This window comes from Streptomyces sp. NPDC058637, assembly GCF_042717325.1.
Lineage (GTDB): Bacteria > Actinomycetota > Actinomycetes > Streptomycetales > Streptomycetaceae > Streptomyces.
This window is the reverse complement of record NZ_JBHXRD010000003.1, coordinates 153,284-175,854: the sequence shown is the minus strand read 5'-3', so window position 1 is coordinate 175,854 and position 22,571 is coordinate 153,284. Positions and strand designations below refer to the sequence as shown.

Below are 22,571 nucleotides of genomic sequence, written 5' to 3'. Positions count from 1 at the left end.
ACGGGGCTTCACTCCCGGCGAGGCCCACCGCCCACCGCTTCTCGTCGGAGTCCGGTCAGCGGCCGGGGGTGCCGTCCCCGGCCGGGCCGAGGCGCCCGTGGACGCGCCGCAGCAAGGCGGCGAACTGTGCGCGTTCCGCCTCGTCCAGGGGAGCCAGAAGGTCTTCGTCGATCGAGGCGACTTCATCGTTGAGGCGCGACAGGACGGAACTGCCCGCCGGTGTCAGCGCGACCTCGATGCGGCGACGGTCCGCGGGGTCACGGGTGCACGCCACATGGCCGGCCTCGTCCAGGTCCCGGACCGTCCTCGCCAGGTCGCTCGGGTTCATGTCCAGCCGGAACGCCAGATCCCCCTTGGACCGGGGGCCGATATCGGCCAGCATGGTCAGCACGGTCAGGTGCCACAGGCGCAGCCCGTGGGGCGCCAGCGCCTCGGTGAGTCCTCGGCGCGCGGCCCTCCCCGTCGTGTACATGAGGTACGCGTTGAGGTTCAGCACGCCCGGGGGTGTCGTGCCCGTGGGCGGCGGGCCGGCGACCTCCGCGCTCGGCACGGCGGGGCGGAGCCCCCTCGCTGACATCTCGACGTCCGGACCGCCGTCGGCGAGTGCCCGGAATATCCGCGGCCAGTCGGTCGCCCCCGGGGAGGCCGGCGGTTCCATGGTTCTTCCTAACGGTGGCGATGGCCGGAGACGTACGACGGGTTCGGACAAGTCAGGGCTGTGGGGTGAGGTGTCCGCCCATGGTGGTGAAGTATTCGGTGGCGGGGAGTTATTGGCCGGTGTGGGTGCGGACTCGTGTGAGGGCGAGGCCGTGGTTGTTGCCGGTGCGGGCGTCGTGTCCGATGACGATGCCGTTGTTCTCGCGGTAGAAGATGCGGCCGGGGGTGCCGCCGTAGCGGGCTTCGGAGACGGTGGCGGTGAGGATTCGGGTTCGGGTTACTCCTCGAAACGATGATGAACAGTAGTAAGTAAAGCAAGCCTTACCTAAGTATGCAACGCCCGCTGATGTGCGTGGTGTTCATGGCCGCGGACTCCCCCTTGTCCGTTTTGCCAGGTCGACAGGCCTGCGAGACGAAGTTAGCGTTCCCTGAGTTCCACCGGGCGTCGATCGGCAGGCATGCCCTGCCGGCAACGGGCTCCGACCCCGCCGGAGGACCGCACCGTTTCGACGACCCCCTAGGGAAACGGAACTCCCCATGCTCTGTACGAGGCTGACGAACGGCCACTTCATCACCATGCACCCCGACCACCCCGTCGCCCACGACCTGGGCGTCTGGCGCGGCCGGATCGTGGGCCTGGACGCGGCGGTGACCTCGCTCCCGGCCCGTGAGGTGATCGACCTCCAGGGTGCGACGGTGCTGCCGGGCTTCATCGACAGCCATGTGCACCTGGCCTGGACCGGGTTGCGTGCCAGGACCCCGAGCGTGGCCCCGTGCGAGCGCGTCGACGACGTGCTCGCCGTCGTGGCCGAGGCCGCCGCCCGGCAGCCGCCCGGCTCCTGGGTGTCCGTCTGCGGATACGACCAGCGAGGGCTGGGGCGCCATCTGACCGCCGCCGAACTGGACCGGGTCAGCGACGGCCGCAAGGTGTTCATGACGCACGACTCGGGACACGCCTGCGTGGTCAACAGCGCCGTGCTGGACCTGCTGCCCGCCGACGTCCCGCACACCGAGGGCTACCTCGCGGAGGGCGCCATGGGCGCCGCCCGCAAGCTCCGGCTGCCCTACTCCCAGGCCGAGCTCGCGGACGCCGTGGCGGCCGCCGCCCGGACCTGCCTGGCGGAAGGGGTGACGGCCTGCGCCGAAGCGGGCATCGGCGGCACCATGTTCGGCCACAGCCCGCTTGAGCTGGCGGCGTATCAGCTCACCCGCGAGCAGGGGCGACTGCCCCTGCGGGTGCAGCTCATGGTCTCCGCCGACACCCTGCGTCCGGTCGCCGGACACGCCGACGACGGGATACCCCGGGGCCTGGACCTGGGCCTGCGCACCGGCTTCGGTGACGACCGGCTCTCGGTCGGCGCGCTCAAGATCTGGACCGACGGCGGCATGATGGCCCGGACGGCCGCGCTGAGCACCCCGTACGAGGGCCTGGACCACGCCGGGGAGTTGCAGGGTGACCCGCAGGCCCTCATGGACACCATCGTGGACGGCCATCTGGCCGGCTGGCAGCTCGCCGTCCACGCCATCGGGGACCGCGCCGCCGACCTCGCGCTGGACGCCCTGGAACGGGCCCAGCGCCTACGGCCGCGCCCGGACGCCAGGCACCGAGTCGAACACGCCGGGCTGATCCGGCCCGACCAGCTGCCGCGCCTCGCGCGCCTGGGCGCGATCGCCGTGATCCAGCCGAACTTCCTGCGCTTCTTCGGGGACGACTACGCCCGCATCATGGGACCGGACCGGGCGCCGTGGCTGTACCGGGGCAGGGGTTTCCTCGACCACGGCGTCACCCTGGTGGGCAGCTCCGACCGGCCCGTCACGGACGGATCGCCGCTGCGGGCCGTCCAGTTCATGGTCGAGCGGTCCTCCGAGTCAGGTCTGCGGATCGGCCCCGACGAGGGCATCACGGTCGACGAGGCGCTGCGCGCCTACACCGTCGGCGGAGCCTTCGCCTGCCACTGGGACGACACCGCGGGAAGCCTCGCACCCGGCAAGCGCGCCGACCTCGTCGTGCTGGGCGACGACCCGCGGCGCGTCGCCCCCTCACGCATCGGCGACATCGAGGTGGTCACGACCTTCGTCGACGGCAGGGAGACGGCGAAGGAACCGGCGTGAGTACGACGGACACGGGCTGGGCGGCGTGAAGTCCCGCGCGAACAGGCGAGTGCGGTGTGAAGCCCTGCGCGGCGACGGGCTGGGCGGCGTACAGCCCCGCGCAGCGAAGGGGCGGGTGGCCTGAAGCCCCGCGCGGAAACACCCGGCGTGGCACGGTCGCGCGCGGGGCGGGCCCGTCCGGTCCCGCCCCGCGGCCGCACAGGCACGGCGCCTCAGCGTGAGGGCTTCCAGCGGCCACCCCGTGCCGCCGCCACCAGCTCCGGGACCGTCGAGAGCTTGACGCGGGCCCGGCCCTCCCGGGCGCCGAGGGCCAGTTCGGTACGCTCGATCTCCGCCAGACCGCGGGCGTCGACGATCCGGCGGTTGCGGCGCCGCACCAGTCGGCGGAACTCCTTCGGTCCGTGTTCCGGCGTGGGCAGCGTCCCGGCGACGGCGTCCGCCAGCAGGGTCCCGACCGTCTCGGCGGCGCAGGTCCGGTTGGCGCCGATACCGCCCGAGGGGCCCCGCTTGATCCATCCCACGACATACGTACCCGGCAGGCCCGGCACACGTCCGCCCTCGTGCGGAACGGTGCCGCTCGCCTCGTCGAACGGCAGTCCGGCCACCGGCACACCGCGGTAGCCGACCGCCCGCAGCAGCGTTCCGGCCGGGATCTCGGTGCCATCGGCCCCGCCCGTGACGCGAACGGCACGGACCGCGCCGTCGCCGAGCGCCTCCACGGGCGCGGAGTGGAAGCGGAGCACGATGCGCCGGCCCGCCGTGGGCGCGGCTGCCCAGTCGATCCGCTCGCGGGCGACGCCTCGCAGGACCGCGGCCTTGTCGCGTGGTCCGGCGGCGTCGATCGCCGCGCCGGTCCGCGGGTCGTGGTCGTCGACGACCAGCTCCACGCCGGGCAGGTGCTTGAGGGCGAGGAGCTCGGGCCGGGTGTACGCCGCCTCCCCGGGGCCCCGCCGTCCGAGCAGCACCACCTCGCGCACCCCGCCGGAGCGCAGGGCGTCGAGGGCGTGACCGGCGATGTCGCTGCCCGCCAGCGTGTCCGGGTCCGACACGAGGATCCGGGCGGCGTCGACGGCGACATTGCCGTTGCCGACCACGACGACCCGTCGCGTCGACAGGCCGACGGCGTCCGCCGCGACCTCCGGGTGGGCGTTGTACCAGGAGACGAACGTCGTCGCCGAGATGCTGCCGGGCAGTTCCTCGCCCGGGATCCCGAGCCGGCGGTCGGCGCCGGCACCGACCGCGTAGACCACCGCGTCGTGGTGCGCGGCGAGCTCCTCCCGCGTGATGTCCCTGCCCACGTCGAGACCGAGGAGCATGCGGACCCGTGGATGCGTGTGGAAGCGGGCGAAGGCGTCGCCGGCCCTCTTGGTCGACGGGTGGTCCGGTGCCACCCCGTAGCGAATGAGGCCGCCCGCGACGGGCAGCCGGTCGACGAGTGTCACCTCGGCATCCGTGTGCAGCAGCAGGTCCTCGGCCGCGTACATGCCTGCCGGGCCCGTGCCCACCACCGCGACCCGCAGTGGGGCGAAGTCGGACGGGAGGCTGCGCTCGAAGGCGGGCGCGCTCCACGCGTGGAAGTTCGGCCCCGTGACCGCGGGTTCGGACTCCCGGTCCTCGAAGTACGCCGCGTTGACCGCGCCGTACTCCCGCTGCGCGCCGGTCAGGCTCTCCACCGGGAAGATCGCGTCCACCGGGCAGGCATCCGCGCAGGCACCGCAGTCGATGCATGCCTTCGGGTCGATGTACAGCATCTCCGTACGGCCGAAGTCCTCCTCCTCCGGCGTCGGATGGATGCAGTTGACGGGGCACGCGGCGATGCAGGTGGCGTCACCGCAGCACGTCTGGGTGATGGCGTAGGTCATGTCGTCCGCCGCTCAGATCAGGTGGGCACGCTTGTAGAACACCAGAGCCGGCCTGGTGAGCAGACGCGCGGAGGCCAGGAACTCCATCAGGCCCGAACAACTGGAACGCATCATCGACTTGTGGTGCTCGTTGGCCTTCGCCTCGCCGATGGCGCGCTCCCTGTCGAGTCCCGCGTTGGCGTAGACGTCCTTGTTGACCATGCTGGTGACGATGACGTAGGACGCGACCGCGATGGCGAACGCGTGGATCTGGCGGCGGATCCGCCCGGCGCCCGCGAGGTGCCTGCGCGTCTCGGCGCGGGCGAACTTCATGTGCCGGGACTCCTCGACGACATGGATGTTGTTGATGGTGCGGACGAAGGGCACGACCCGCTCGTCCCGCATCCAGTCGCGCTGCATGACGTCCAGGACTTCCTCCGCGACCAGGATCGCCGCGTACGCCGCCTCGCCGAAGGCCACGGTCTTGAAGGCCCGGCCCAGCTCCACGGCGAGCCGGCGCGGCCGGTAGGCGGGGGCGCCCAGCTTCTGGGCACCGCGGGCGAACATGATCGAGTGCCGGCACTCCTCGGCTATCTCGGTCAGCGCCCACTGGACGTCCGCGCCGGTCGGGTCCTTCGCGTAGATGTCACGCAGCACCATCTGCTGCAGGATCATCTCGAACCAGATGCCCGTGCTGGCCACCGACGCGGCTTCCTGCCGGGTCAGTTCCTTGCGCTGGGCGTCGGTGAGCTCGGCCCAGTACGCCGTGCCGTACAGCGTGCACCACTCCGGGCTCGCGCCGTGGAAGTCCTTGTCGAGTGGAGTCTCCCAGTCGACTTCCGTAGCCGGGTCGTACGCCAGCTTCGCCGCCGAATCGAGCAGTCGACGGGCGACCTCGTGCTCGTGCGGTTCCTGTGCCTCGGGTCGAACGGTGCTGCTTGCCATGGTGCGGCTCCTCGGTTCGCGCGTGACAGATGCGGCTGAGGTGACGGGCTGTCACCTCCCGTTGGTACGGCCTGCCGTGACGGCGGCCGTGGGGAGTCTGTGCGGTGCCTGCCCGGCGGGGGTGGCGTGGGCGGGCGCGGAGTCGTGGGTGATGGCGTACGGGGCCCGCGTCCGTGCGGCCACCACGGCCGACACCTCCGGTGGAACACGAGGGCCGGTCGCCCGCCGCATCCTTGTTAGACGCAAGGTATAACAAGGATGCGGCGTGAGCCTACCCCCGAGTAAGAAGTGCGCGTGTTCCTCCGCGACATCTCCTCCTTTCCCGCGGTATCCCGTGCGCGCTCCGGGCCGGACGGCGGGCGGGGCTCGACCCGGAGCGGGTTCCAGGTCGCGGGATGGAGGGTTGGGCGATCCGATTCCCTCCCGGCCGGAGTAACGGTCGAGGTGCCGCCCGAAGGGCTGCTCATCGGCGAGGCGGCGGCCCGCGGCATGGGCGTCGGCGCGCTGCGCCCCTACGGGCGCGAAGGGCTCACCCCGCGTCCGGCGCCCCGCCCCCGCGTCCGGCGCCCCGCCCCCGCGTCCGGCGCCGCCGCGATGCGCGTGATCTCGCGTAACCGGGCGGATGCGGTCATGCACCTCGGCTTGACCGGGCTGCCGATCGCGGCCATCCGTGAGTACATCGCGCCCGCCAGGAATGAGCCGGCCGGCGCGAAGCGGCTGGACCTCCTGGAGCGGCACCGGGTCCAGGTGGTGGAGCGCATGGAGCGGACGCGGACCTGCCTCGTGGCGCGATCGGCCGGACGATCGCCGCCTTCCGGAACACCCTCGGCATGGACGTGGACGCCTGCGAACACCGGGCTCAGGCACCGGATGTTCGTCATCCCGAACATCGTTCGCAATTTCAGCGCGAGTCATTGACGCCGCGATGTGCCGCGCCTACGGTCCCGTCCGAAGTGACGGGCAGGCGTCGAAATATCGAACGTACGGCAGGGGTTCCTGCCCTCCTTCCCGCTGTCCACAGGACGAAGGAGCCGGAGCAGCCATGCATCCACCCCACCTCAGCCGGCGCCGTGCCCTCACGGCAGGCGCCGGCGCCCTGGCCGCGGCCGGAGCCCTGTCCGGCTGCGCCGCGCCCGCCACGGCCGTCGGGCCCGGCCGGACCCGCCTGCGCTACTGGCACCTCTTCGGCGGCGGCGACGGCGTCAACATGCAGGCGATGCTGGACGACTTCCGGGCCGGCCACCCGGAGATCGCGCTGGAGGCCGCGACGCTGCAGTGGGGAGCCCCGTACTACACCAAGCTCGGCATGGCCGGAGCCGGCGGCAGGGCGCCCGAGCTCGCCGTCCTGCACCTCGCCCGGCTCGCCGGATTCGCCCCCGGCAGGCTCATCGACCCGTTCGACCTGGACCTGCTGGCCGAACACGGCGTGCGGGAGCAGGACTTCCCGCCGGAGATCTGGCGCCGCGGCCGGGTGGGTGGCAAGCAGTACGCCGTCCCGCTCGACACCCACCCCTTCGTCCTCTACTACCAGAGCGAGGTGTGCGAGAAGGCCGGGCTGACGGAGGGCGGAAAACTCAAGCCGATCAAGAGCCCTGAGGAGTTCGCCGACGCCCTGCGCGCCGCGAAGAAGGTGACCGGCCGGCCGGGACTGGTGACCGAGACGCTCGGCCCCGACTGCATCACACCCTGGCGGCTCTTCTCCACCTTCTACGCCCAGACCGGCGGCACGGTCCTGTCCGCCGACGGCAAGCGCCTCGCGCTCGACGACGTCAAGGCCCTGCGCGTCCTGGAGTACCTGGCCACCCTCGCCGAGGAGGGCCTGATGGTGCGCCGTGCCGACTACGGCGCCTCCGTGGGCATCTTCAACGGCGGGCAGACCGCCTTCCACCTCAACGGCGAATGGGAGATCACCACCTTCCGGACCGCCGGGCTCCCGTTCTCCATGACCCGCGTGCCCGCGCTCTTCGGCAGCGCCGCCACACAGGCCGACTGCCACACCTTCGTCCTGCCGCACCAGGCCGACCGCGGCGGCGCGCCGAACGAGGCCGCGCACACCCTCGTCGCCTGGATGCTCCGCAACTCCGTGGCCTGGGCCGAGGGCGGCCATGTCCCCGCCTACCTCCCGGTGCTCGAGGATCCGGCGTACCTCCGGCTGAAGCCGCAGTCCGAGTACCGCGACGTGATCGACGACGTGGCGCTGGACGAGCCCGCGTGGTTCGCCGGCTCCGCCTCCCGTCTGTGGATCGAGCTCGGCGCCGTCTTCTCCGGCGTCCTCACCGGATCGCGCACACCCCGCGGTGCGCTCACCGAGGCCAGGGCCCGTCTCCGTACCCTCCTCGACACCCGCAACCCCCTTCCCGGAGCCGTGTCATGACCTCCACCACCGCGGCACCGCCCCCCGTCGCCCGGAAGGCCGGGGCCGTGTCCGCCCGCCAGGCCCGCTCCGTGCGCAGGAGCTGGACCGAACACGGCCTGGTGTTCATCGCCCCCTTCCTGCTGGTGTACGCCGCGTTCCTGATCTGGCCACTGATCTCCGGCGTTGGCATGAGCCTGACCAGTGAGAACATCACCGGCACCGGCGGCGAGTTCGTCGGCCTCGACAACTACGCCGAGGCGATGGGCGACCCCGAGGTGTGGTCCTCGCTGTGGAACACCGTCTGGTTCACCGTCCTGTCCACCGTCCCGCTCGTCCTCGTCGGGCTGGGGCTCGCACTGCTGGCCCATCAGCTGAGCGTCGTGCAGTGGCTGTGGCGGCTCAGCTGGTTCGCGCCGTTCCTGCTGCCGTCCGGTGTCGTCTGTCTGCTCTTCGCGCAGATGATCTTCCCCTCCGGCTTCGGCCTCGCCGACCAGATGCTCGCCGCCGTCGGCCTGGAACCGGGCATCGGCTGGCTGAGCGACGAGCGGTACGCCATGCTCTCCGTCGTCGCGACCACCGTCTGGTGGACCGTCGGCTTCAACTTCCTGCTGTACCTCGCCGCACTCCAGGCCATTCCCGCACACCTGTACGAGGCCGCCGAACTCGACGGAGCCGGGGCCGAGCACAGGCTGTGGCACATCACCCTGCCGATGCTCCGCCGCACCACCGGACTCGTCGTGGTGCTCCAGGTCCTCGCCTCGCTGAAGATCTTCGACCAGGTCTACATCATGACCGGCGGCGGCCCGGACGACTCCACCCGGCCCATCCTGCAGTACGTCTACCAGCAGGGCTTCACGGGCTACCGCATCGGCTACGCGTCCGCCGTCTCCTACATCTTCTTCGCCCTGATCCTGACCGTCTCCCTGGTGCAGCCGCTGCTGTCCCGGCGCCGAGCTGAGGAGGCCGCGAAGTGAGCGGTTCCGCCACCGTCACCGCCCGCCGCACACCGCGGTCCGCCACCGGCGGCCGCCGCCCGCGCTGGACCCCCGGCAGGATCGTCCTGCTCGTCGTCGCCCTGGTCCTCACCACGGCCTGGCTCGTCCCGCTCGCCTGGGCTGTCGCCACCTCGCTGAAACCGGAGGGCGAGACGACGAAGACCCCGCTCGCGTGGATCGGCTCACGCGTCACCTTCGACGCGTACGCCAAGGTCTGGGAGTCCGGCGAGCTGATGCGCTGGCTCATGAACTCGGCGTACATCTCCCTCATGACGACCTTGCTGACCGTCGTGACCTGCGCGATGGCCGCGTACGGATTCACCCGCACCGACTTCCGGGGCCGCCGGCTGCTCTACGGGCTGGTGCTCGCCGGCATCATGGTGCCCCCGCAGGTGCTCATCGCGCCGCTGTTCCACGAGATGGTGCAGCTCGGACTCGTCGACACCTACTGGGGTGTGATCCTGCCCCAGGTCGCCGTGCCCGCCATGGTGTTCATCCTGGTGAAGTTCTTCGAGGGCGTGCCGAGGGAACTGGAGGAGGCCGCCTTCGTGGACGGCGCAGGGCGCTGGCGGGTGTTCTGGACGATCGTGATCCCGCTGTCCCGGCCCGTGCTCGCCGCCGTGGCGATCTTCACCTTCATCTCCACCTGGAACAACTTCCTGTGGCCGTTCCTGGTGACCACCGACCCGGGCGGCATGACCCTGCCCGTCGGACTCGTCAACGTCCAGTCGTCCTTCGGTGTGCGGTACGCGCAGATCATGGCGTCGCTCGTCATCGCCGGACTGCCGCTCCTGGTCGTCTTCGCACTGTTCCAGCGGCAGATCGTGCGCGGCATCGCCCACACCGGTCTCGCCGGCCGGTAAGGGCCCCCGGGCGCGCCCGTACGGAAGCCCCGGTGACCGTACGGGCCGCACCGGCCGGTTCAGCCGGCCGCCGTGCCCCGTGCCAGCAGCAACGCCACATCCACCGCCGCCGCGGCCACCGTCCCCGCGAGCGCCGCCTTCCGCCTGAACCCGCCCCGCGCGAGCCCGGCAGCGGCCACGGACACCGCCAGGGCGAGGGCGACCGCCCCCCACCCGCCCGCCGGCCCCGAGGGCCCCAGGACCAGCACCGCCGACGCCGCCACCAGCGGGACCGGCAGCAGGAGGCGGGTGCGGGCGGCGCCCCACCGCTGGGGCAGGCCCCGGATTCCGGCCGCCAGATCCGCGTCGATGTCCGGCAGCACATCGGCCAGATGGGCCGCGACACCGAGCAGCGCCCCCGCCGTCACCGCCCACCACGCGGGCCAGGGGCGGCCGGGCAGGCTCAGGGCGACCAGACAGGGCAGGCTCGCGAAGCCGATCGCGTACGGGAGCCAGGACAGCGCCGTCGCCTTCAGCCCCAGGTTGTAGAGCCAGGCCGCCAGGACCCCGGCCAGGTGCGCCGCACCTGCGGCGGGGCCGCACGCGAGCGACAGGGGCACGCACAGCGCCAGCGACACGACCGCCGCGCACCGGACCGTGCCCCGGTCCACCAGGCCCCGGGCCACCGGCTTGTCCGTCCGCCCGGCCTCGGCGTCGCGCCGGGCGTCCAGGGCGTCGTTGCACCAGCCCACCGAGAGCTGGCCCGCCAGCACGGCGGCGGCGATCACCGCGCACCGGGCGAGCCCCGCCCCGGACCCGGCGGCCAGGACGGTGACCAGGACGGTGACCGCCGCCACCGGCCCGGGATGACAGGACAGCGCCAGCCCCGCCACGGGGCGAGCGGGCCCGTCGGATACCGGCCGTTCCATGGTGTCCACCGGGCGATCGTAGACACCGCGGATCGCGTCAACACGGCAGCGCACGTCTCATTTGCAGGGATTTGTCGCGAGTCATGGGCAGGATGTGGGCCATGACGTCTCCGAAGCGGGAACGCGGATGACCCGGATCGCCGCCGTGCACGGGGTCCTGCCGCCGCACCGCCACACCCAGCAGGCGGTCACCGACATGGTGGCGCGCACCTGCCTGCCCGCCGGGGCGGACCGCCGCGTGCTGGACCGGATCCACCGGAACGCCCGGGTCCGCACCCGGCACATGGTGCTGCCGCTGGAACGCTACGGCGAACTGGACGGTTTCGGGGCGGCCAACGACGTGTTCATCGACGCGGCCGTCGACCTGGGCGCCCGGGCCGTACGCGAGGCGCTGCGGAAGGCCGGGCTTCGGCCCACCGACGTCGACCTGCTGCTGTTCACCTCCGTCACGGGCGTGGCCGCCCCCTCCGTCGACGCCCGGCTCGTCGGCCGCCTCGGCCTGCGCCCCGACGTGAAACGGCTCCCCGTCTTCGGCCTGGGCTGCGTCGCCGGAGCCGCCGGAGTGGCCCGGCTCCACGACTACCTGCTCGGCCGGCCCGGACAGGTGGCCGTACTCCTCTCCGTCGAGCTCTGCTCGCTGACCTTCCAGCGCGACGACGCGACCCCCGCCAACATGGTCGCCACGGCCCTGTTCGGCGACGGCGCGGCTGCCGTGGTCCTCGTCGGAGGCCGCCACGCGCGGGGGGACGGCCCCGAAGTGGTGGACACCCGCAGCCGGCTGTACCCGGACACCGGACACGTCATGGGCTGGGACATCCGGAGCTCCGGCTTCAAGGTGGTGCTCGACCCGGCCGTCCCCGACGTCGTACGCCGCTATCTCGCCGACGACGTCCGCGGATTCCTGGACGAGCACGGGCTCAAACCGAAGGACATCGCCCACTGGGTGTGCCACCCCGGCGGCCCCAAGGTCCTGGAGGCCGTCACCGACGTCCTCTCCCTGCCCGAGGGGGCGCTCGACCTCACCTGGCGGTCACTGGCCGAGGTGGGCAACCTGTCGTCGTCCTCGGTCCTGCACGTCCTGCGGGACACCCTGGAACAGCGCCGGCCCGAGCCGGGAACCCCCGGCCTGCTGATGGCCATGGGGCCCGGCTTCTGCTGCGAACTGGTGCTGCTGCGCTGGTAGTCCGGAGGAACACGTGATCTGGTACACCGCCCTGGTGCTCGCCGTCGCCGCCGAGCGCCTCGCCGAGCTCTCCGTGGCTCTGCGCAACACCCGCTGGAGCCTGGAACGCGGCGGCATCGAGTCCGGGCGCGGTCACTATCCGGCGATGGTGGCCCTGCACACCGGCCTGCTCGCCGGATGCCTCGCCGAGACCTGGTCGGCGCAACGCCCGTTCGTACCCTGGTACGGCTGGGCCATGGTCGCGGTGGTGGCCGCCGCGCAGGGACTGCGCTGGTGGTGCGTACGCACCCTCGGGCACCGCTGGAACACCCGGGTCATCGTCGTCCCCGGGCTGCCCCCGGTGACCGACGGGCCCTACCGGTGGCTGCGCCACCCCAACTACGCCGCGGTCGCCGCCGAAGGTCTCGCCCTGCCCCTCGTCCACGGCGCGTGGGCGACCGCCGTCGTCTTCACCCTGCTGAACGCGGCGCTCATGGCGGTACGCATCCGCTGCGAGGACGGCGCCCTGGCCCGCCTCGTGGAAACGGCAGCCCGCACATGATCGACATCCTGGTGGCCGGCGGCGGGCCCGCCGGACTCGCGGCGGCCATCCGCGCCGCCGCGGCCGGCCGCGAGGTCGTCGTGGTCGAACCCCGCGCCGCTCCCGTGGACAAGGCCTGCGGTGAGGGCATCATGCCCAGCGGTGTGGCCGCGCTGCGAGCGCTGGGCGTCACGGTCCCCGGCAGCGAACTGCGCGGCATCCGCTACGTCGAGGGCGCCCGCAGCGCGGAGGCGTCCTTCCGCGGCCCGCCCGGCCTCGGCGTCCGCCGCACCGCACTCCACGACGCCCTGTACCGGCGGGCCCTGGACCTCGGCGTACGGATCGTGGCGGGCCGGGTGGGGGAGGTGCGGCAGGGACACGACAGCATCGGCGCGGCGGGGCTGACGGCACGCTGGCTGATCGCCGCCGACGGCCTGCACTCACCACTGCGCCGCACCCTCGGCCTCGACCGCCCCGTCTCCGCCCCCCGCCGCTACGGACTACGCCGGCACTACCGGGTCGCCCCATGGACCGATCTCGTCGAGGTGCACTGGTCACGCCGCTGCGAGGCGTACGTGACACCCGTCGGCGACCGGCTCGTGGGTGTCGCCGTACTCAGCGGCGACCGCCGCTCCCACGCCGACCACCTGGCGGCGTTCCCCGCCCTGGCCGACGCCCTCCGCGACACGGAGGCGGGCCCCGTACGCGGCGCCGGGCCCCTGCGGCAGTCCGCGCGCAGCCAACGGGCCGGACGGGTCCTGCTGGTCGGAGACGCGGCCGGCTATGTCGACGCCCTCACCGGGGAGGGCATCGCCCTGGCCGCGGCGACCGCGGCGGCGGCGGTCGACTGCCTCACCGCGGACCGCCCCGAGGCCTATCCCGCACGCTGGGCACGGCTGACCCGCCGCCACCGGCTGCTCACCCAGGGGCTGCTGGCCGCGGCCCGGCACCCGCAGGCCGCCCGGCTGATCGTCCCCGCCGCCCACCGCCTGCCGACGGTGTTCGCGGCCGCGGTGCGCGCCCTGCAGTAGCGGAACCCGGCCCCCGTGCCCGTCGGCCGGGCCGCTCTGCGATCCTGGCAGGGTGCCGCCCCTCCCCGTGACCCCGCAGGCCATCACCCCCGACTCGCCGCACCCCGCGCTGAGCTCCCTGATGACCCAGTCCTGGCTGGACCTGGCCTTCCTGCACTGGGCGGCCGACCCCGCGGACGTGGCACCGCTGCTGCCCGCCGGAACGGTCCCCGACACGCTGAACGGCGTCACCTACGTCGGGCTCGTGGCCTTCCGGATGCACCGGGTCGGCTGGTTCCGCCTGCCCGGCGTCCCCTACCTCGGCACGTTCCCGGAAACGAACGTGCGGCTGTACTCGGTGGACTCCCAAGGACGCCGCGGAGTGGTCTTCCGCTCGCTGGACGCCTCCCGGCTGATCCCCGTGGTCATGGCGCGGACCATGTTCCGACTGCCGTACGTATGGTCCCGGATGGACGTCGGGCGGGACGCCGACACCCTGACGTACACCAGCAGGCGGCGCTGGCCCGGACCACGGGGCGCGCACAGCCGGATAGTGCTGCGCATAGGCGACCGTGTCGAGAGCCCCGACGCCCTCGAACACTTCCTGACCGCGCGCTGGGGCATGCACAACACCTTCTTCGGACGCCGGACCTACCTCGCGAACACCCATCCCCGCTGGCCCCTGTACCGCGCCAGGCTCCTCGAATGCGACGAGAACCTGGTGACGGCGGCGGGCCTGGCCGCGCCGGAGGGCGAGCCGGTGAGCGTGCTCTACTCGCCCGGCGTCCCCGTCCGGTTCGGCCTCCCGGCCCGCCCCGGAGGCATCCCGACGCCTTGACAGCCGAGGTCCCGCACGGCACCCGTGCGGGCATGGTGACGGGGCTCGCCGCCACCGCGAGGTGATCACCTCGGGGGCCCGGCCCCGGCGGGCGCCCTCGCCGTGCTGAGCACCCTGCCGGTCGTGGCCTTCGCGGAGACCGGCTTCGCCGTCGCCCCGGGCCTGCTCCCGGACACCTTCGTCGTCCGGTCCGTGCTGGTCACCTCCCTCGTCCTGGACATCGGCCCGCGCGTCCGCCGGCCGCACCGGCTCGCCCGCGAGGACGGCGGCCCGGCGAAGAAGCCGGAAAGAGGCTGATGACCGGGCCGCCCGTACCGCTCGCCCGGGGTAGGGCAAGGGTGTAAAAAGGGGGGCATGGCCGGACGCTACGGCCGCCCGCGCTCGTTTCTCCGGATGAGAACCGTCGCAGGTCAGGTCTTTCTCCTGCAGGTGGCGATCGTGGTGTTGCTCGTCACGGCTGCCGTGGCAGCGCTCCTGCTGCAGTCCAGGGCCGCCAGCGAACGGGAAGCACGCAATCGCTCGGTCGCCGTGGCCGAAACCTTCGCGAACTCCCCCGGCATGGACGCGGCCCTGACGAGCCCCGACCCCAGTGCCGTGCTCCAGCCCAAGGCGGAGGCGGCCCGGAAGGCCTCCAAGGTCGACTTCATCGTCGTGCTGAACCTGGACTCCGTCCGCTACACCCATCCGCTGCCCGACCGGATCGGGAAGAAGTTCGTCGGCGACGTGGAGCCCGCGCTGAAGGGCCAGGTCGTCACCGAGAAGATCACCGGAACCATCGGGCCCCTGGTACAGGCCGTCGTGCCGGTCTTCGGCCCGGACGGCAAGGTCATCGGCATGGTGTCCGCCGGCATCACCATCGCCCGGGTGAGCGGCGTCTCGGAGGAGCAGTTCCCCCTCCTGTTCGGCGCCGCCGCGGGAATCCTGATCCTCACCGCGGGCGGTACGGCGCTCGTCAGCAGACGGCTGCGGCGCCAGACCCACGGCCTCGGCCCGACCGAGATGACCCGGATGTACGAGCACCACGACGCCGTCCTGCACGCGGTGCGCGAGGGCGTGCTCATCATCGGCGGCGACGGGCGGCTGCTGCTGGCCAACGACGAGGCACGAAGGCTCCTCGGACTCCCCGCGGACGTCGAGGGCCGCTCCGTCACCGAGCTGGGGCTCGACCCCGTCACCAGCGAGCTGCTGTCCTCGGGACGCGTGGCGACCGACGAGGTCCTCTCCGTGGGGCACCGGGTTCTGGCCGTCAGCCAGCGTGCCACGGACCAGGACGGCGGGCCGCCCGGCAGTGTGACGACGCTGCGCGACACCACGGAGCTGCAGGCACTGACCGGCAAGGCGGACGTGGCACGCGGCCGGCTGAAGCTGCTCTACGACGCGGGCACGGAGATCGGCACAGCTCTCGACGTCGTACGGACGTGCGAGGAGCTGGCGGACTTCGGCACGGCCAGATTCGCCGACTTCGCCACCGTGGACGTGGCCGAGAGCGTGCTGCACGGGGAGGAGCCGACCGCCGCCCGCGCGGTCAGCGACATGCGGCGCACGGCGTTCAGCGGCGTACGCCACGACACGGGGCTCTACCCGCTGGGGTCGGTGATCCGCTTCCTGCCGGGCACCGCCATCGGAAGCCGCCTGGCCAGGGGGGAAGCGGTCCTGGACACCGATCTGCCCCGGCTGTCCGGATGGCAGCAGCAGAACCCGGCGCGGGCCGAACAGATCGTGGCCTGCGGCTTCCACTCGATGATCGCCGTACCACTGCGCGCCCGGGGCGTCATCCTGGGCGTGGCCACCTTCTGGCGGGCGGGGAAGCCCGAACCCTTCGAGGAGGAGGACCTGTCCGTCGCCGAGGAGCTCGTCGCCCGCGCCGCCGTGAGCATCGACAACGCCCGCCGCTACTCGCGCGAGCACACCGTCGCCGTCACCCTGCAGCGCAGCCTGCTGCCGCGCGGCCTCCCCGACCAGAACGCCATCGACGCCGCCTACCGGTACCTGCCCGCGCAGGCCGGACAGGGCGGGCTGGGAGGGGTCGGCGGCGACTGGTTCGACATCATCCCGCTGCCCGGCGCCAGGGTCGCCCTCGTGGTCGGGGACGTGGTGGGCCACGGACTCCACGCCGCCGCCACCATGGGGCGCCTGCGCACGGCCGTCCACAACTTCTCGACCCTGGACCTGCCCCCCGACGAACTCCTGTGGCACCTGGACGAACTGGTCGCCCGCATCGACCGGGACGAGACGGCCGACGGCGGGGAGGGCGGTGTCACCGGAGCCACCTGCCTGTACGCCATCTACGACCCGGCGACCGGCCGCTGCACCATGGCACGGGCCGGCCACCTCCAGCCGGTCGTCATCAGCCCCGACGGCACCGCGGCGTTCGCCGACGTCCCCGGCGGACCGCCGCTGGGCCTGGGCGGCCTTCCCTTCGAGACCCTGGACGTGCAGCTCCCCGAGGACAGCCGGCTGGTGCTCTACACGGACGGGCTCGTCGAGGACCGGCACCGGGACATCGACGAGGGCCTGGAGCTGCTGCGCTCCACCCTCGAAGGACATCCGGACCGGACCCCCGAGGAGATCTGCGAGACGGTCCTGCGGGTCCTCGTGCCGGTGCGGGCACGCGACGACATCGCGCTGCTGGTGGGCCGCACGCGCCGGCTCGCCGCCGGGAACGTGGCCGACTGGGAGGTCGAATCCGACCCCGCCGCGGTGTCCGGCGTACGGGCCGAGGTGTCCCGCACCCTGACCGCGTGGAATCTGACCGAGGAGGCGTTCACGACCGAGCTGATCCTCAGCGAACTGGTCACGAACTCCATCCGCTACGCCACCGGCCCGATCCGCGTCCGGCTGGTGCGCGACCGCACCCTGATCTGCGAGGTGTCCGACCGCAGCAGCACCTCGCCCCACCTACGGCAGGCGGCCACCACGGACGAGGGAGGCCGTGGGCTCTTCCTCGTCGCCCAGCTGGCGGAACGCTGGGGCACCCGGTACACCGACGACGGCGGCAAGGTCATCTGGACCGAGCAGCCGCTTCTGGGGTCGACACCCCCGGACGACCCGACGGCCGGCGACCCGCGACAGCTGTGACGTTTCCGTGAGTCCTGACGCAGAGGGTAAGAGGTGCCGGGGCGATCGAAGAGGAACGTGTGCACAGGGGCGGGGAGCATCGTCGAACGCAGGTGCACGACGTGCGGCTCGGCGAGGCCGTCGAGCGTGCCCAGCAGGGGGACGAGGAGGCTTTCGGTACGGCCTACCGGATCGTGCACCCCGGACTGCTGGGGTACGTACGCGGGCTGGTCGGGGACGACGCGGAGGACGTCGCCTCGGAGGCGTGGCTGGAGATCGCCCGTGACCTCGGGCGGTTCCGCGGTGACGGCGCCGGGTTCCGCGGCTGGACGGCGACGATCGCCCGCCACCGGGCGCTGGACCACCTGCGCAGGCAGAAGCGGCGGCCCCTGATATCACTGAGCGAGCGCGACGTCCTGGACCTGCCCGGACAGACGGACACCGCGGGAGCGGTCCTGGAGTCGCTGGGGACCCGCCGGGCGCTCGAACGCATCGCGCGGCTGCCGCCCGACCAGGCCGAGGCGGTCCTCCTGCGCGTGGTCGTCGGGCTGGACGGGCCCGCGGCGGCGCGGGTGCTGGGCAAACGGCCGGGCGCGGTGCGGACGGCCGCGTACCGGGGGCTGAGGAGACTGGCCGAGCAGATGGCCTCGGAGGGCCGGGCGGACGCGGTGACGCCCGCCGTGCCGCGCACGCTGGGGGACAAGACATGAGACGCGAAGAGCGGGAGCCGGAGGAGGCCCCGGTGACCCCGGACATCGAGGCGCTTGCCGACGCCGTACGGGGCCGAGGCACGGCGGCGCGGGAGGCCCAGGCCCTCGCGGCGTTCCGCCGGGCGCGCGACGCGGGGGGCCCCACCCGTGCCGGGCGCGGCCGCAGGCGGGACGACTGGCGCCCGGCCGCCGGGCGGCGGGGCGCCGGGACGTCATGGAAGGCGGCACTCGGCGCGGTCGTCGCGTCGGCGGCGCTCGGCGGTGTGGCGATGGCCGTGGGCGTGGTCCCCGTGCCGTTCGACCGCGATCCCGGTCCCGCACCGACGGTGGACACCTCCCGGGGTCCGGCCCTACCCCCGGCGGCCGTACCCGTACCCGGCACGACGCGGGAATGGCGCCCGCGGCCGGCGGCACCGTCCGCCTCGGCGTACGGCCCGGCCGATCCGGGCCTGGTGGGGCTCTGCCGTGCCCGGAGTGCGGGGGGCGGCGCCGGCTCGGGCCAGGCGTTCGGACGCCTCGCGGAGGCGGCGGGAGGGGAGGACGGCGTGGACGAGTTCTGCGACCGGGTGCTGGAGGAGAGCGGCGCCGGGGAACCGTCGAAATCCGCGAAGCCGTCACCACCCGTGAAGCCGTCGAAGTCCGCCAAACCGCCGAAGTCGGCGAAACCCTCGAAGTCGTCGAAGTCGGTGAAACCGTCGAAGGAGGCGAAGGCCGCCAAGTCACCGACGGCCGCCAGGACGACGAGGGCCGAACCAGCCCGGACCGCGGAAGCGGCGTAGGCCGCCCCACGGCCCGCAGGCGCGTGGCCGGACCCGTCCCGCCACCGGTCCGGCGGGCGCCCGGCCGTCGCGTCGGGACCGGCGGGCGGGGGTCCGGCCGTGCGGCAGACCCGCACCGCGGCGCAGCCGAAGCCGGTCTCCCGCGCCGACGGGCCGTCACCCCGGTCCGCTCGTCAGCCGGATGCCGCCGGCTCCGGGTCCCGCCGGCAGTGCAGGAACACATGGGGCTCCGGCGCAGCCCCGGGGTGCGACGGGGTGAAGACCGTATGCTCCTCCCGCAGGACCGTCAGCCCGGCGCCGGCCGCGAGTGCCACGAAGGCCTCCGGGGCGAAACTGGTCACCCGTACCTCCTGGCCCATGAAGACCGCGGTCACGTCCTCCACGTCCAGTGGCACCGTCGCCAGGACCATCCGGCCACCGGGCCTCAGGGCCCGCGCGAGCTTCCGTACGAGGGCTGCCTGTCCGTCACGGGACATCTGCAGGAGCGAGAAGTAGACGCAGACCGCGTCGAAACCGGCCTCCCTCAGGGGGAGTTCACGGATATCGGCGCAGCGGAAGGACGCCCCGGGAACCTGACGGGACGCCAGGTCCACCATCACGGGCGAGACGTCGACCCCCAGCACCTCGTGCCCCGCTCCGGCCAGGACCTGGGCCGTGGGCCGTCCCGTCCCGCTGCCCACGTCCAGGATCCGGCTGTGCGGTGCGAGCTCACCCAACAGCCACTCCAGGGAGGCGTGATGGGCGGCCGAAGCCACGAAGGCCCGCTCGTAATCGGCACCGATGGCGTCGAACGCCCTCGCCGCCGGGTGCCGGTGTCCCTCGCTCGTGGAGGCGTCGCTCATGGAGACGTCCCTTCCGTTGATGTCGGCCCCGGGGTCACGGGACGCGGGCGACCGCGACGTACAGGCCGCTCTCCTCCGGCCGGGGCACGTCGGAGCCGTGGAACCACTCGGGGGCCGTCACCAGGCCCGGCTCGACGATGTCCAGGCCGTCGAAGAAGCGGGCGAACTCGGCCCGGGTGCGCAGGGCGAGCCGGATGCCGCCCTTGCCGTACTCGGCCGCACCCTCCTCGCCGCGCTCGGGATTGACGTCCGACGCACCCTGGGACAGCACCACGTAACTCCCTGGACGCAACGTCGCGACCAGGGTGCGCACGATGCCGTACGGGTCCTCGTCGTCGGGCAGGAAGTGCAGGAGACCCAGGAGCGAGAGCGCGACGGGGCGGTCGAAGTCCAGGACCTTGCGGGCGGCCTCCACGATCGTGCCGGGCTCGCGCACATCGGCGTGGACGTAGTCCGTCGCGCCTTCCGGGCGGCTGATCAGCAGGGCTTCCGCGTGCCGGAGCACGATCGGGTCGTTGTCGCAGTAGACGACCCGCGACGCCGGAGCGATCTCCTGGGCGATCTGGTGCAGATTCGGGGCGGTGGGAATCCCCGTACCGATGTCGAGGAACTGGTCGACGCCCTCACCGGCCAGCCAGGCCGTCGCCCGGTTCATGAACGCGCGGTTCTGGCGCGCCCCGGTCTTCGCCTCCGCCGGCAGGTGCTCCGCGACCGCCTGGTCCACCGGGTAGTTGTCCTTGCCGCCGAGGAGCGAGTCGTAGACGCGCGCCGAGTGGGGCCTGCTGGTGTCGATCGGGGGCCGAGGTGTCGCCGGCGTCATCACGAGCTCCGTTGCTGATGTGGTGGACCGCTCCGCCTGCGGATTCTGCCACAGCGACTCCGCCGCGGTACGGGGAGTCGAGGTAGCCACGTGATGGGCCGCGGGCCCGGGAAGGCCTCCCGGGACCCGCGGCCGAGGCTGTCGTCAGTTGGCGTCGACCAGGCCGTGCGCGGGCACGGTCACGGTACGCGCGCCTGGCTTGCCGCCCAGGACGACCTTGCGCAGCGCGCTGTTGTTGGTGAGGTCGGTCTCCTTGAGGCGCTTCTCCGGATTGGCGAGCACCTGGATGTAGTAGGTGCCGTTCGCCAGGCCGGTGATGTCGAAGGACTGGCCGGGCAGGTCCTGGGTGTACGTGTCACCGGAGCCGACGTCCAGGACCTCGCGCACCGAGATCGAGTTCTCCTGACCGCACGCCGTGGACAGGTCGGTGTTGTACGGGTGCCAGTTGGCGTTCTTCACCGTGTAGTCGACCGCGTCGGTGTTGGCCAGGCAGAAGGCCTCCTTGCCACTGCGCACGGTCTCCTTCCGGTCGGCCTTCAGGAGCCGGTAGCTCGCGAAGTCGGTGAAGTGCCAGTGCTCGTGACCCGGGCGGGGGTCCCATTCCATGGTGCCGGTCGGGGTGTAGCCGACCTGCTTGCCCGAGGCGTCGTAGAAGTACTGGTAGGCGTCCATCAACTCCTTGCCGGGGGCGCGGAATCCGTCCACCACCAGCTGCGCCGGTCCGGCGTTCCACACGTTGGCGCTGAAGGCCAGGAAGTCCCTGTCCGGGGCGCTCCCGTCGCCTTCGCTGACGGTGATGCCGTAGGCGGGCAGTGAACGCAGGTCCGGCTTGGGCACGTTCGGCACCTTGGCCTTGCCGGTCGGACGCTTCGCCAGGGGCTGCGCCGCGGGGGCCTGCCGCGACCCGTCCGTGCGTCCCGGGCCGTCCCCGGCCTGAGCGGCCCGGAGGCTCTGCCGCTTGAGCGCCCAGGGGAGGGCGGCCGGCGCGGGTGCGTGCGGGCCGTGGCCCACGTTGTACGCGGGGCCCGCGCCGTTGGTCGCGGAGGCCGGGGCGGGGGAGCGCGGTGCGATGTGACCGGCGTGTCCGGACGCCTGCGCGGCCTCGTTTCCGGCCGCGTGACCCGACGCGTGTCCTGACGCGTGTCCTGACGCGTGTCCGGCCGTGTGGGAGCCGTGTGCTCCGGCCGACCGGGACGCGACGCCCGCCCCCGTCTCCTCGTCCCCGCGCTCGCGCACGGTCACCTTGACCGTCTGCGGCTTGTCAGCGATCTTGAACAGGTCGCGGTAGCGCTTGGTCACGGACACCTTGGCGGTGTACTTGCCGACGCCGAGGGCGACCGGCTCGGAGTAGTAGCCCGCGTAGGTGTTCGCCGCCCAGCCGTTCTCGACACCCCATACGGAGCCGAGCGTGAACGGGTTCACGGGGCAGCTCTCCGGGTACTTCGAGGTGGACGGCGCGTCGGGGCGGATCCGGCCCGACGCGTTGTTCGGGCAGAAGGACTCCGTGCGGTTCAGCACGGTCCTGCCCGCCGCGTCCTTCACCGTGACCTGGAGGAAGCCGGGCAGGCCCGAGAAGTCCTCGACGAGGCCCGCGGGGAGCTTCCTGGTCTCGGTCTTCTTCCCCTGGCGGATCACCTGGGTGGCGACGACCGGGTCCTTGTAGGACTTCCGGGTCACCCGCAGTTCGAACGGGGAGTTGCCCGCGGTGAGGTACGTCCCCAGATCCAGGTAGACGCCGGGGTCGTCCTTCCACGAGTCGAGCGTCACCGAACCCGAGGCTGCGATCAGGCCGAGCTGCGGCGGCGGCACCGCCTTCTTGCCCTCGGGGGAGGCGGCGGCGACTCCGGCGATCACGGCGATCGCCGCACCGGCGGCCACCGCCGGACGCCACAGCCGGCTGCGGGGGGTTGTGGTGGTCATCGTTCCTCGATTTCCGTATGCCCGGTCGGGCGGCGGAGGAGCTTTGTCCGTGAGAGGCGAGGAACGGCCCCGTGGTTGTCCGCAGACCCATGAGTCACGAATCGTTGGCCGAAAACAGGTCTTGTGGTGCGGAATGAGACGTTGTCGCGTTGTTTCGGCACCGGATGGGGCGCGGCTGTGCTAACCGGGGCACCTGCCGACGGTGCGCCGTGACC

20 protein-coding genes and 2 pseudogenes are annotated in these 22,571 nt (G+C 72.7%); 13 read left to right on the top strand and 9 right to left on the bottom strand.

The annotated features are described in order from the left end of the window. Positions 1-55: 55 nt before the first annotated feature. Positions 56-658 (bottom strand): MarR family winged helix-turn-helix transcriptional regulator, encoded by a 603-nt coding sequence (locus ACFWVP_RS04480; RefSeq protein ID WP_384493492.1) that lies wholly within the window; start codon positions 656-658, stop codon positions 56-58. A gap of 109 nt (positions 659-767) precedes the next feature. Beyond that, positions 768-920, bottom strand: a pseudogene (locus ACFWVP_RS04475) (methionyl-tRNA formyltransferase); the annotation flags it as partial. 274 nt (positions 921-1,194) lie between these two features. Here ACFWVP_RS04475 and ACFWVP_RS04470 point away from each other — a divergent pair. Beyond that, a complete protein-coding gene (locus ACFWVP_RS04470) occupies positions 1,195-2,769 on the top strand; it encodes an amidohydrolase (RefSeq protein ID WP_384493490.1) in 1,575 nt (524 codons plus the stop codon). Between the two features lie 212 nt (positions 2,770-2,981). Here ACFWVP_RS04470 and ACFWVP_RS04465 read toward each other — a convergent pair whose 3' ends face one another. Genes ACFWVP_RS04465 through ACFWVP_RS04455 form a run of 3 tightly spaced genes read right to left on the bottom strand, consistent with a single transcriptional unit; the run spans position 2,982 to position 5,738 of the window. Then, positions 2,982-4,631, bottom strand: coding sequence for an FAD-dependent oxidoreductase (locus tag ACFWVP_RS04465; protein WP_384493488.1), 1,650 nt, complete (start codon positions 4,629-4,631; stop codon positions 2,982-2,984). Between the two features lie 12 nt (positions 4,632-4,643). Then, entirely contained in the window at positions 4,644-5,555 is a 912-nt protein-coding gene (locus tag ACFWVP_RS04460) for a diiron oxygenase (protein WP_384493486.1), read from the bottom strand. Between the two features lie 51 nt (positions 5,556-5,606). Further along, the gene (locus ACFWVP_RS04455; RefSeq protein WP_384493484.1) at positions 5,607-5,738 is read right to left on the bottom strand and encodes a hypothetical protein; all 132 of its coding nucleotides are present in this window, start codon (positions 5,736-5,738) and stop codon (positions 5,607-5,609) included. A 261-nt stretch (positions 5,739-5,999) separates the two neighbouring features. Between ACFWVP_RS04455 and ACFWVP_RS04450 the strand changes: the two genes are divergently transcribed. From ACFWVP_RS04450 to ACFWVP_RS04435, 4 genes are all read left to right on the top strand, one after another. Further along, the gene (locus ACFWVP_RS04450; RefSeq protein WP_384493482.1) at positions 6,000-6,473 is read left to right on the top strand and encodes a hypothetical protein; all 474 of its coding nucleotides are present in this window, start codon (positions 6,000-6,002) and stop codon (positions 6,471-6,473) included. 124 nt (positions 6,474-6,597) lie between these two features. Continuing rightward, positions 6,598-7,929 carry an extracellular solute-binding protein gene (locus tag ACFWVP_RS04445; protein WP_384493481.1) on the top strand — a complete coding sequence of 444 codons (1,332 nt, stop codon included), beginning with the start codon at positions 6,598-6,600 and terminating at the stop codon, positions 7,927-7,929. Continuing rightward, positions 7,926-8,885: a carbohydrate ABC transporter permease gene (locus ACFWVP_RS04440; protein ID WP_384493480.1), complete on the top strand. Its 960-nt coding sequence runs from the start codon at positions 7,926-7,928 to the stop codon at positions 8,883-8,885. The genes ACFWVP_RS04445 and ACFWVP_RS04440 overlap by 4 nt, the downstream gene beginning before the upstream one ends. Further along, positions 8,882-9,769, top strand: coding sequence for a carbohydrate ABC transporter permease (locus ACFWVP_RS04435; protein ID WP_384493478.1), 888 nt, complete (start codon positions 8,882-8,884; stop codon positions 9,767-9,769). The genes ACFWVP_RS04440 and ACFWVP_RS04435 overlap by 4 nt, the downstream gene beginning before the upstream one ends. Before the next feature lie 59 nt (positions 9,770-9,828). Here ACFWVP_RS04435 and ACFWVP_RS04430 read toward each other — a convergent pair whose 3' ends face one another. Next, positions 9,829-10,677, bottom strand: a complete 849-nt coding sequence (locus tag ACFWVP_RS04430; RefSeq protein WP_384493670.1) for a UbiA family prenyltransferase — start codon at positions 10,675-10,677, stop codon at positions 9,829-9,831. A 127-nt stretch (positions 10,678-10,804) separates the two neighbouring features. Between ACFWVP_RS04430 and ACFWVP_RS04425 the strand changes: the two genes are divergently transcribed. From ACFWVP_RS04425 to ACFWVP_RS04390, 8 genes and pseudogenes are all read left to right on the top strand, one after another. Next, complete coding sequence (locus ACFWVP_RS04425; protein ID WP_384493476.1) at positions 10,805-11,860, top strand: type III polyketide synthase; 1,056 nt, start codon at positions 10,805-10,807, stop codon at positions 11,858-11,860. 13 nt (positions 11,861-11,873) lie between these two features. Then, the gene (locus tag ACFWVP_RS04420) at positions 11,874-12,401 is read left to right on the top strand and encodes an isoprenylcysteine carboxyl methyltransferase family protein (RefSeq protein ID WP_384493474.1); all 528 of its coding nucleotides are present in this window, start codon (positions 11,874-11,876) and stop codon (positions 12,399-12,401) included. Next, positions 12,398-13,411, top strand: a complete 1,014-nt coding sequence (locus ACFWVP_RS04415) for an NAD(P)/FAD-dependent oxidoreductase (protein WP_384493472.1) — start codon at positions 12,398-12,400, stop codon at positions 13,409-13,411. Before ACFWVP_RS04420 ends, ACFWVP_RS04415 begins: the two co-directional genes overlap by 4 nt. A 52-nt stretch (positions 13,412-13,463) precedes the next feature. Beyond that, positions 13,464-14,228, top strand: a complete 765-nt coding sequence (locus ACFWVP_RS04410) for a YqjF family protein (RefSeq protein WP_384493471.1) — start codon at positions 13,464-13,466, stop codon at positions 14,226-14,228. A gap of 17 nt (positions 14,229-14,245) precedes the next feature. Further along, a pseudogene (locus tag ACFWVP_RS04405) lies at positions 14,246-14,525 on the top strand (MMPL family transporter); the annotation flags it as partial. Between the two features lie 57 nt (positions 14,526-14,582). Continuing rightward, positions 14,583-17,306, top strand: a complete 2,724-nt coding sequence (locus ACFWVP_RS04400) for a SpoIIE family protein phosphatase (protein WP_384493469.1) — start codon at positions 14,583-14,585, stop codon at positions 17,304-17,306. A gap of 59 nt (positions 17,307-17,365) precedes the next feature. After that, a complete protein-coding gene (locus ACFWVP_RS04395; protein WP_384493467.1) occupies positions 17,366-17,995 on the top strand; it encodes an RNA polymerase sigma factor in 630 nt (209 codons plus the stop codon). Beyond that, positions 17,992-18,774, top strand: coding sequence for a hypothetical protein (locus ACFWVP_RS04390; protein ID WP_384493465.1), 783 nt, complete (start codon positions 17,992-17,994; stop codon positions 18,772-18,774). The genes ACFWVP_RS04395 and ACFWVP_RS04390 overlap by 4 nt, the downstream gene beginning before the upstream one ends. Positions 18,775-18,947: 173 nt before the next feature. Here ACFWVP_RS04390 and ACFWVP_RS04385 read toward each other — a convergent pair whose 3' ends face one another. The 3 genes from ACFWVP_RS04385 to ACFWVP_RS04375 form a co-directional block, all read right to left on the bottom strand. Beyond that, positions 18,948-19,616: a class I SAM-dependent methyltransferase gene (locus ACFWVP_RS04385; RefSeq protein ID WP_384493464.1), complete on the bottom strand. Its 669-nt coding sequence runs from the start codon at positions 19,614-19,616 to the stop codon at positions 18,948-18,950. 34 nt (positions 19,617-19,650) lie between these two features. Continuing rightward, a complete protein-coding gene (locus ACFWVP_RS04380; protein ID WP_384493463.1) occupies positions 19,651-20,436 on the bottom strand; it encodes an SAM-dependent methyltransferase in 786 nt (261 codons plus the stop codon). 144 nt (positions 20,437-20,580) lie between these two features. Continuing rightward, complete coding sequence (locus ACFWVP_RS04375; RefSeq protein WP_384493461.1) at positions 20,581-22,356, bottom strand: lysyl oxidase family protein; 1,776 nt, start codon at positions 22,354-22,356, stop codon at positions 20,581-20,583. Positions 22,357-22,571 lie beyond the last annotated feature (215 nt).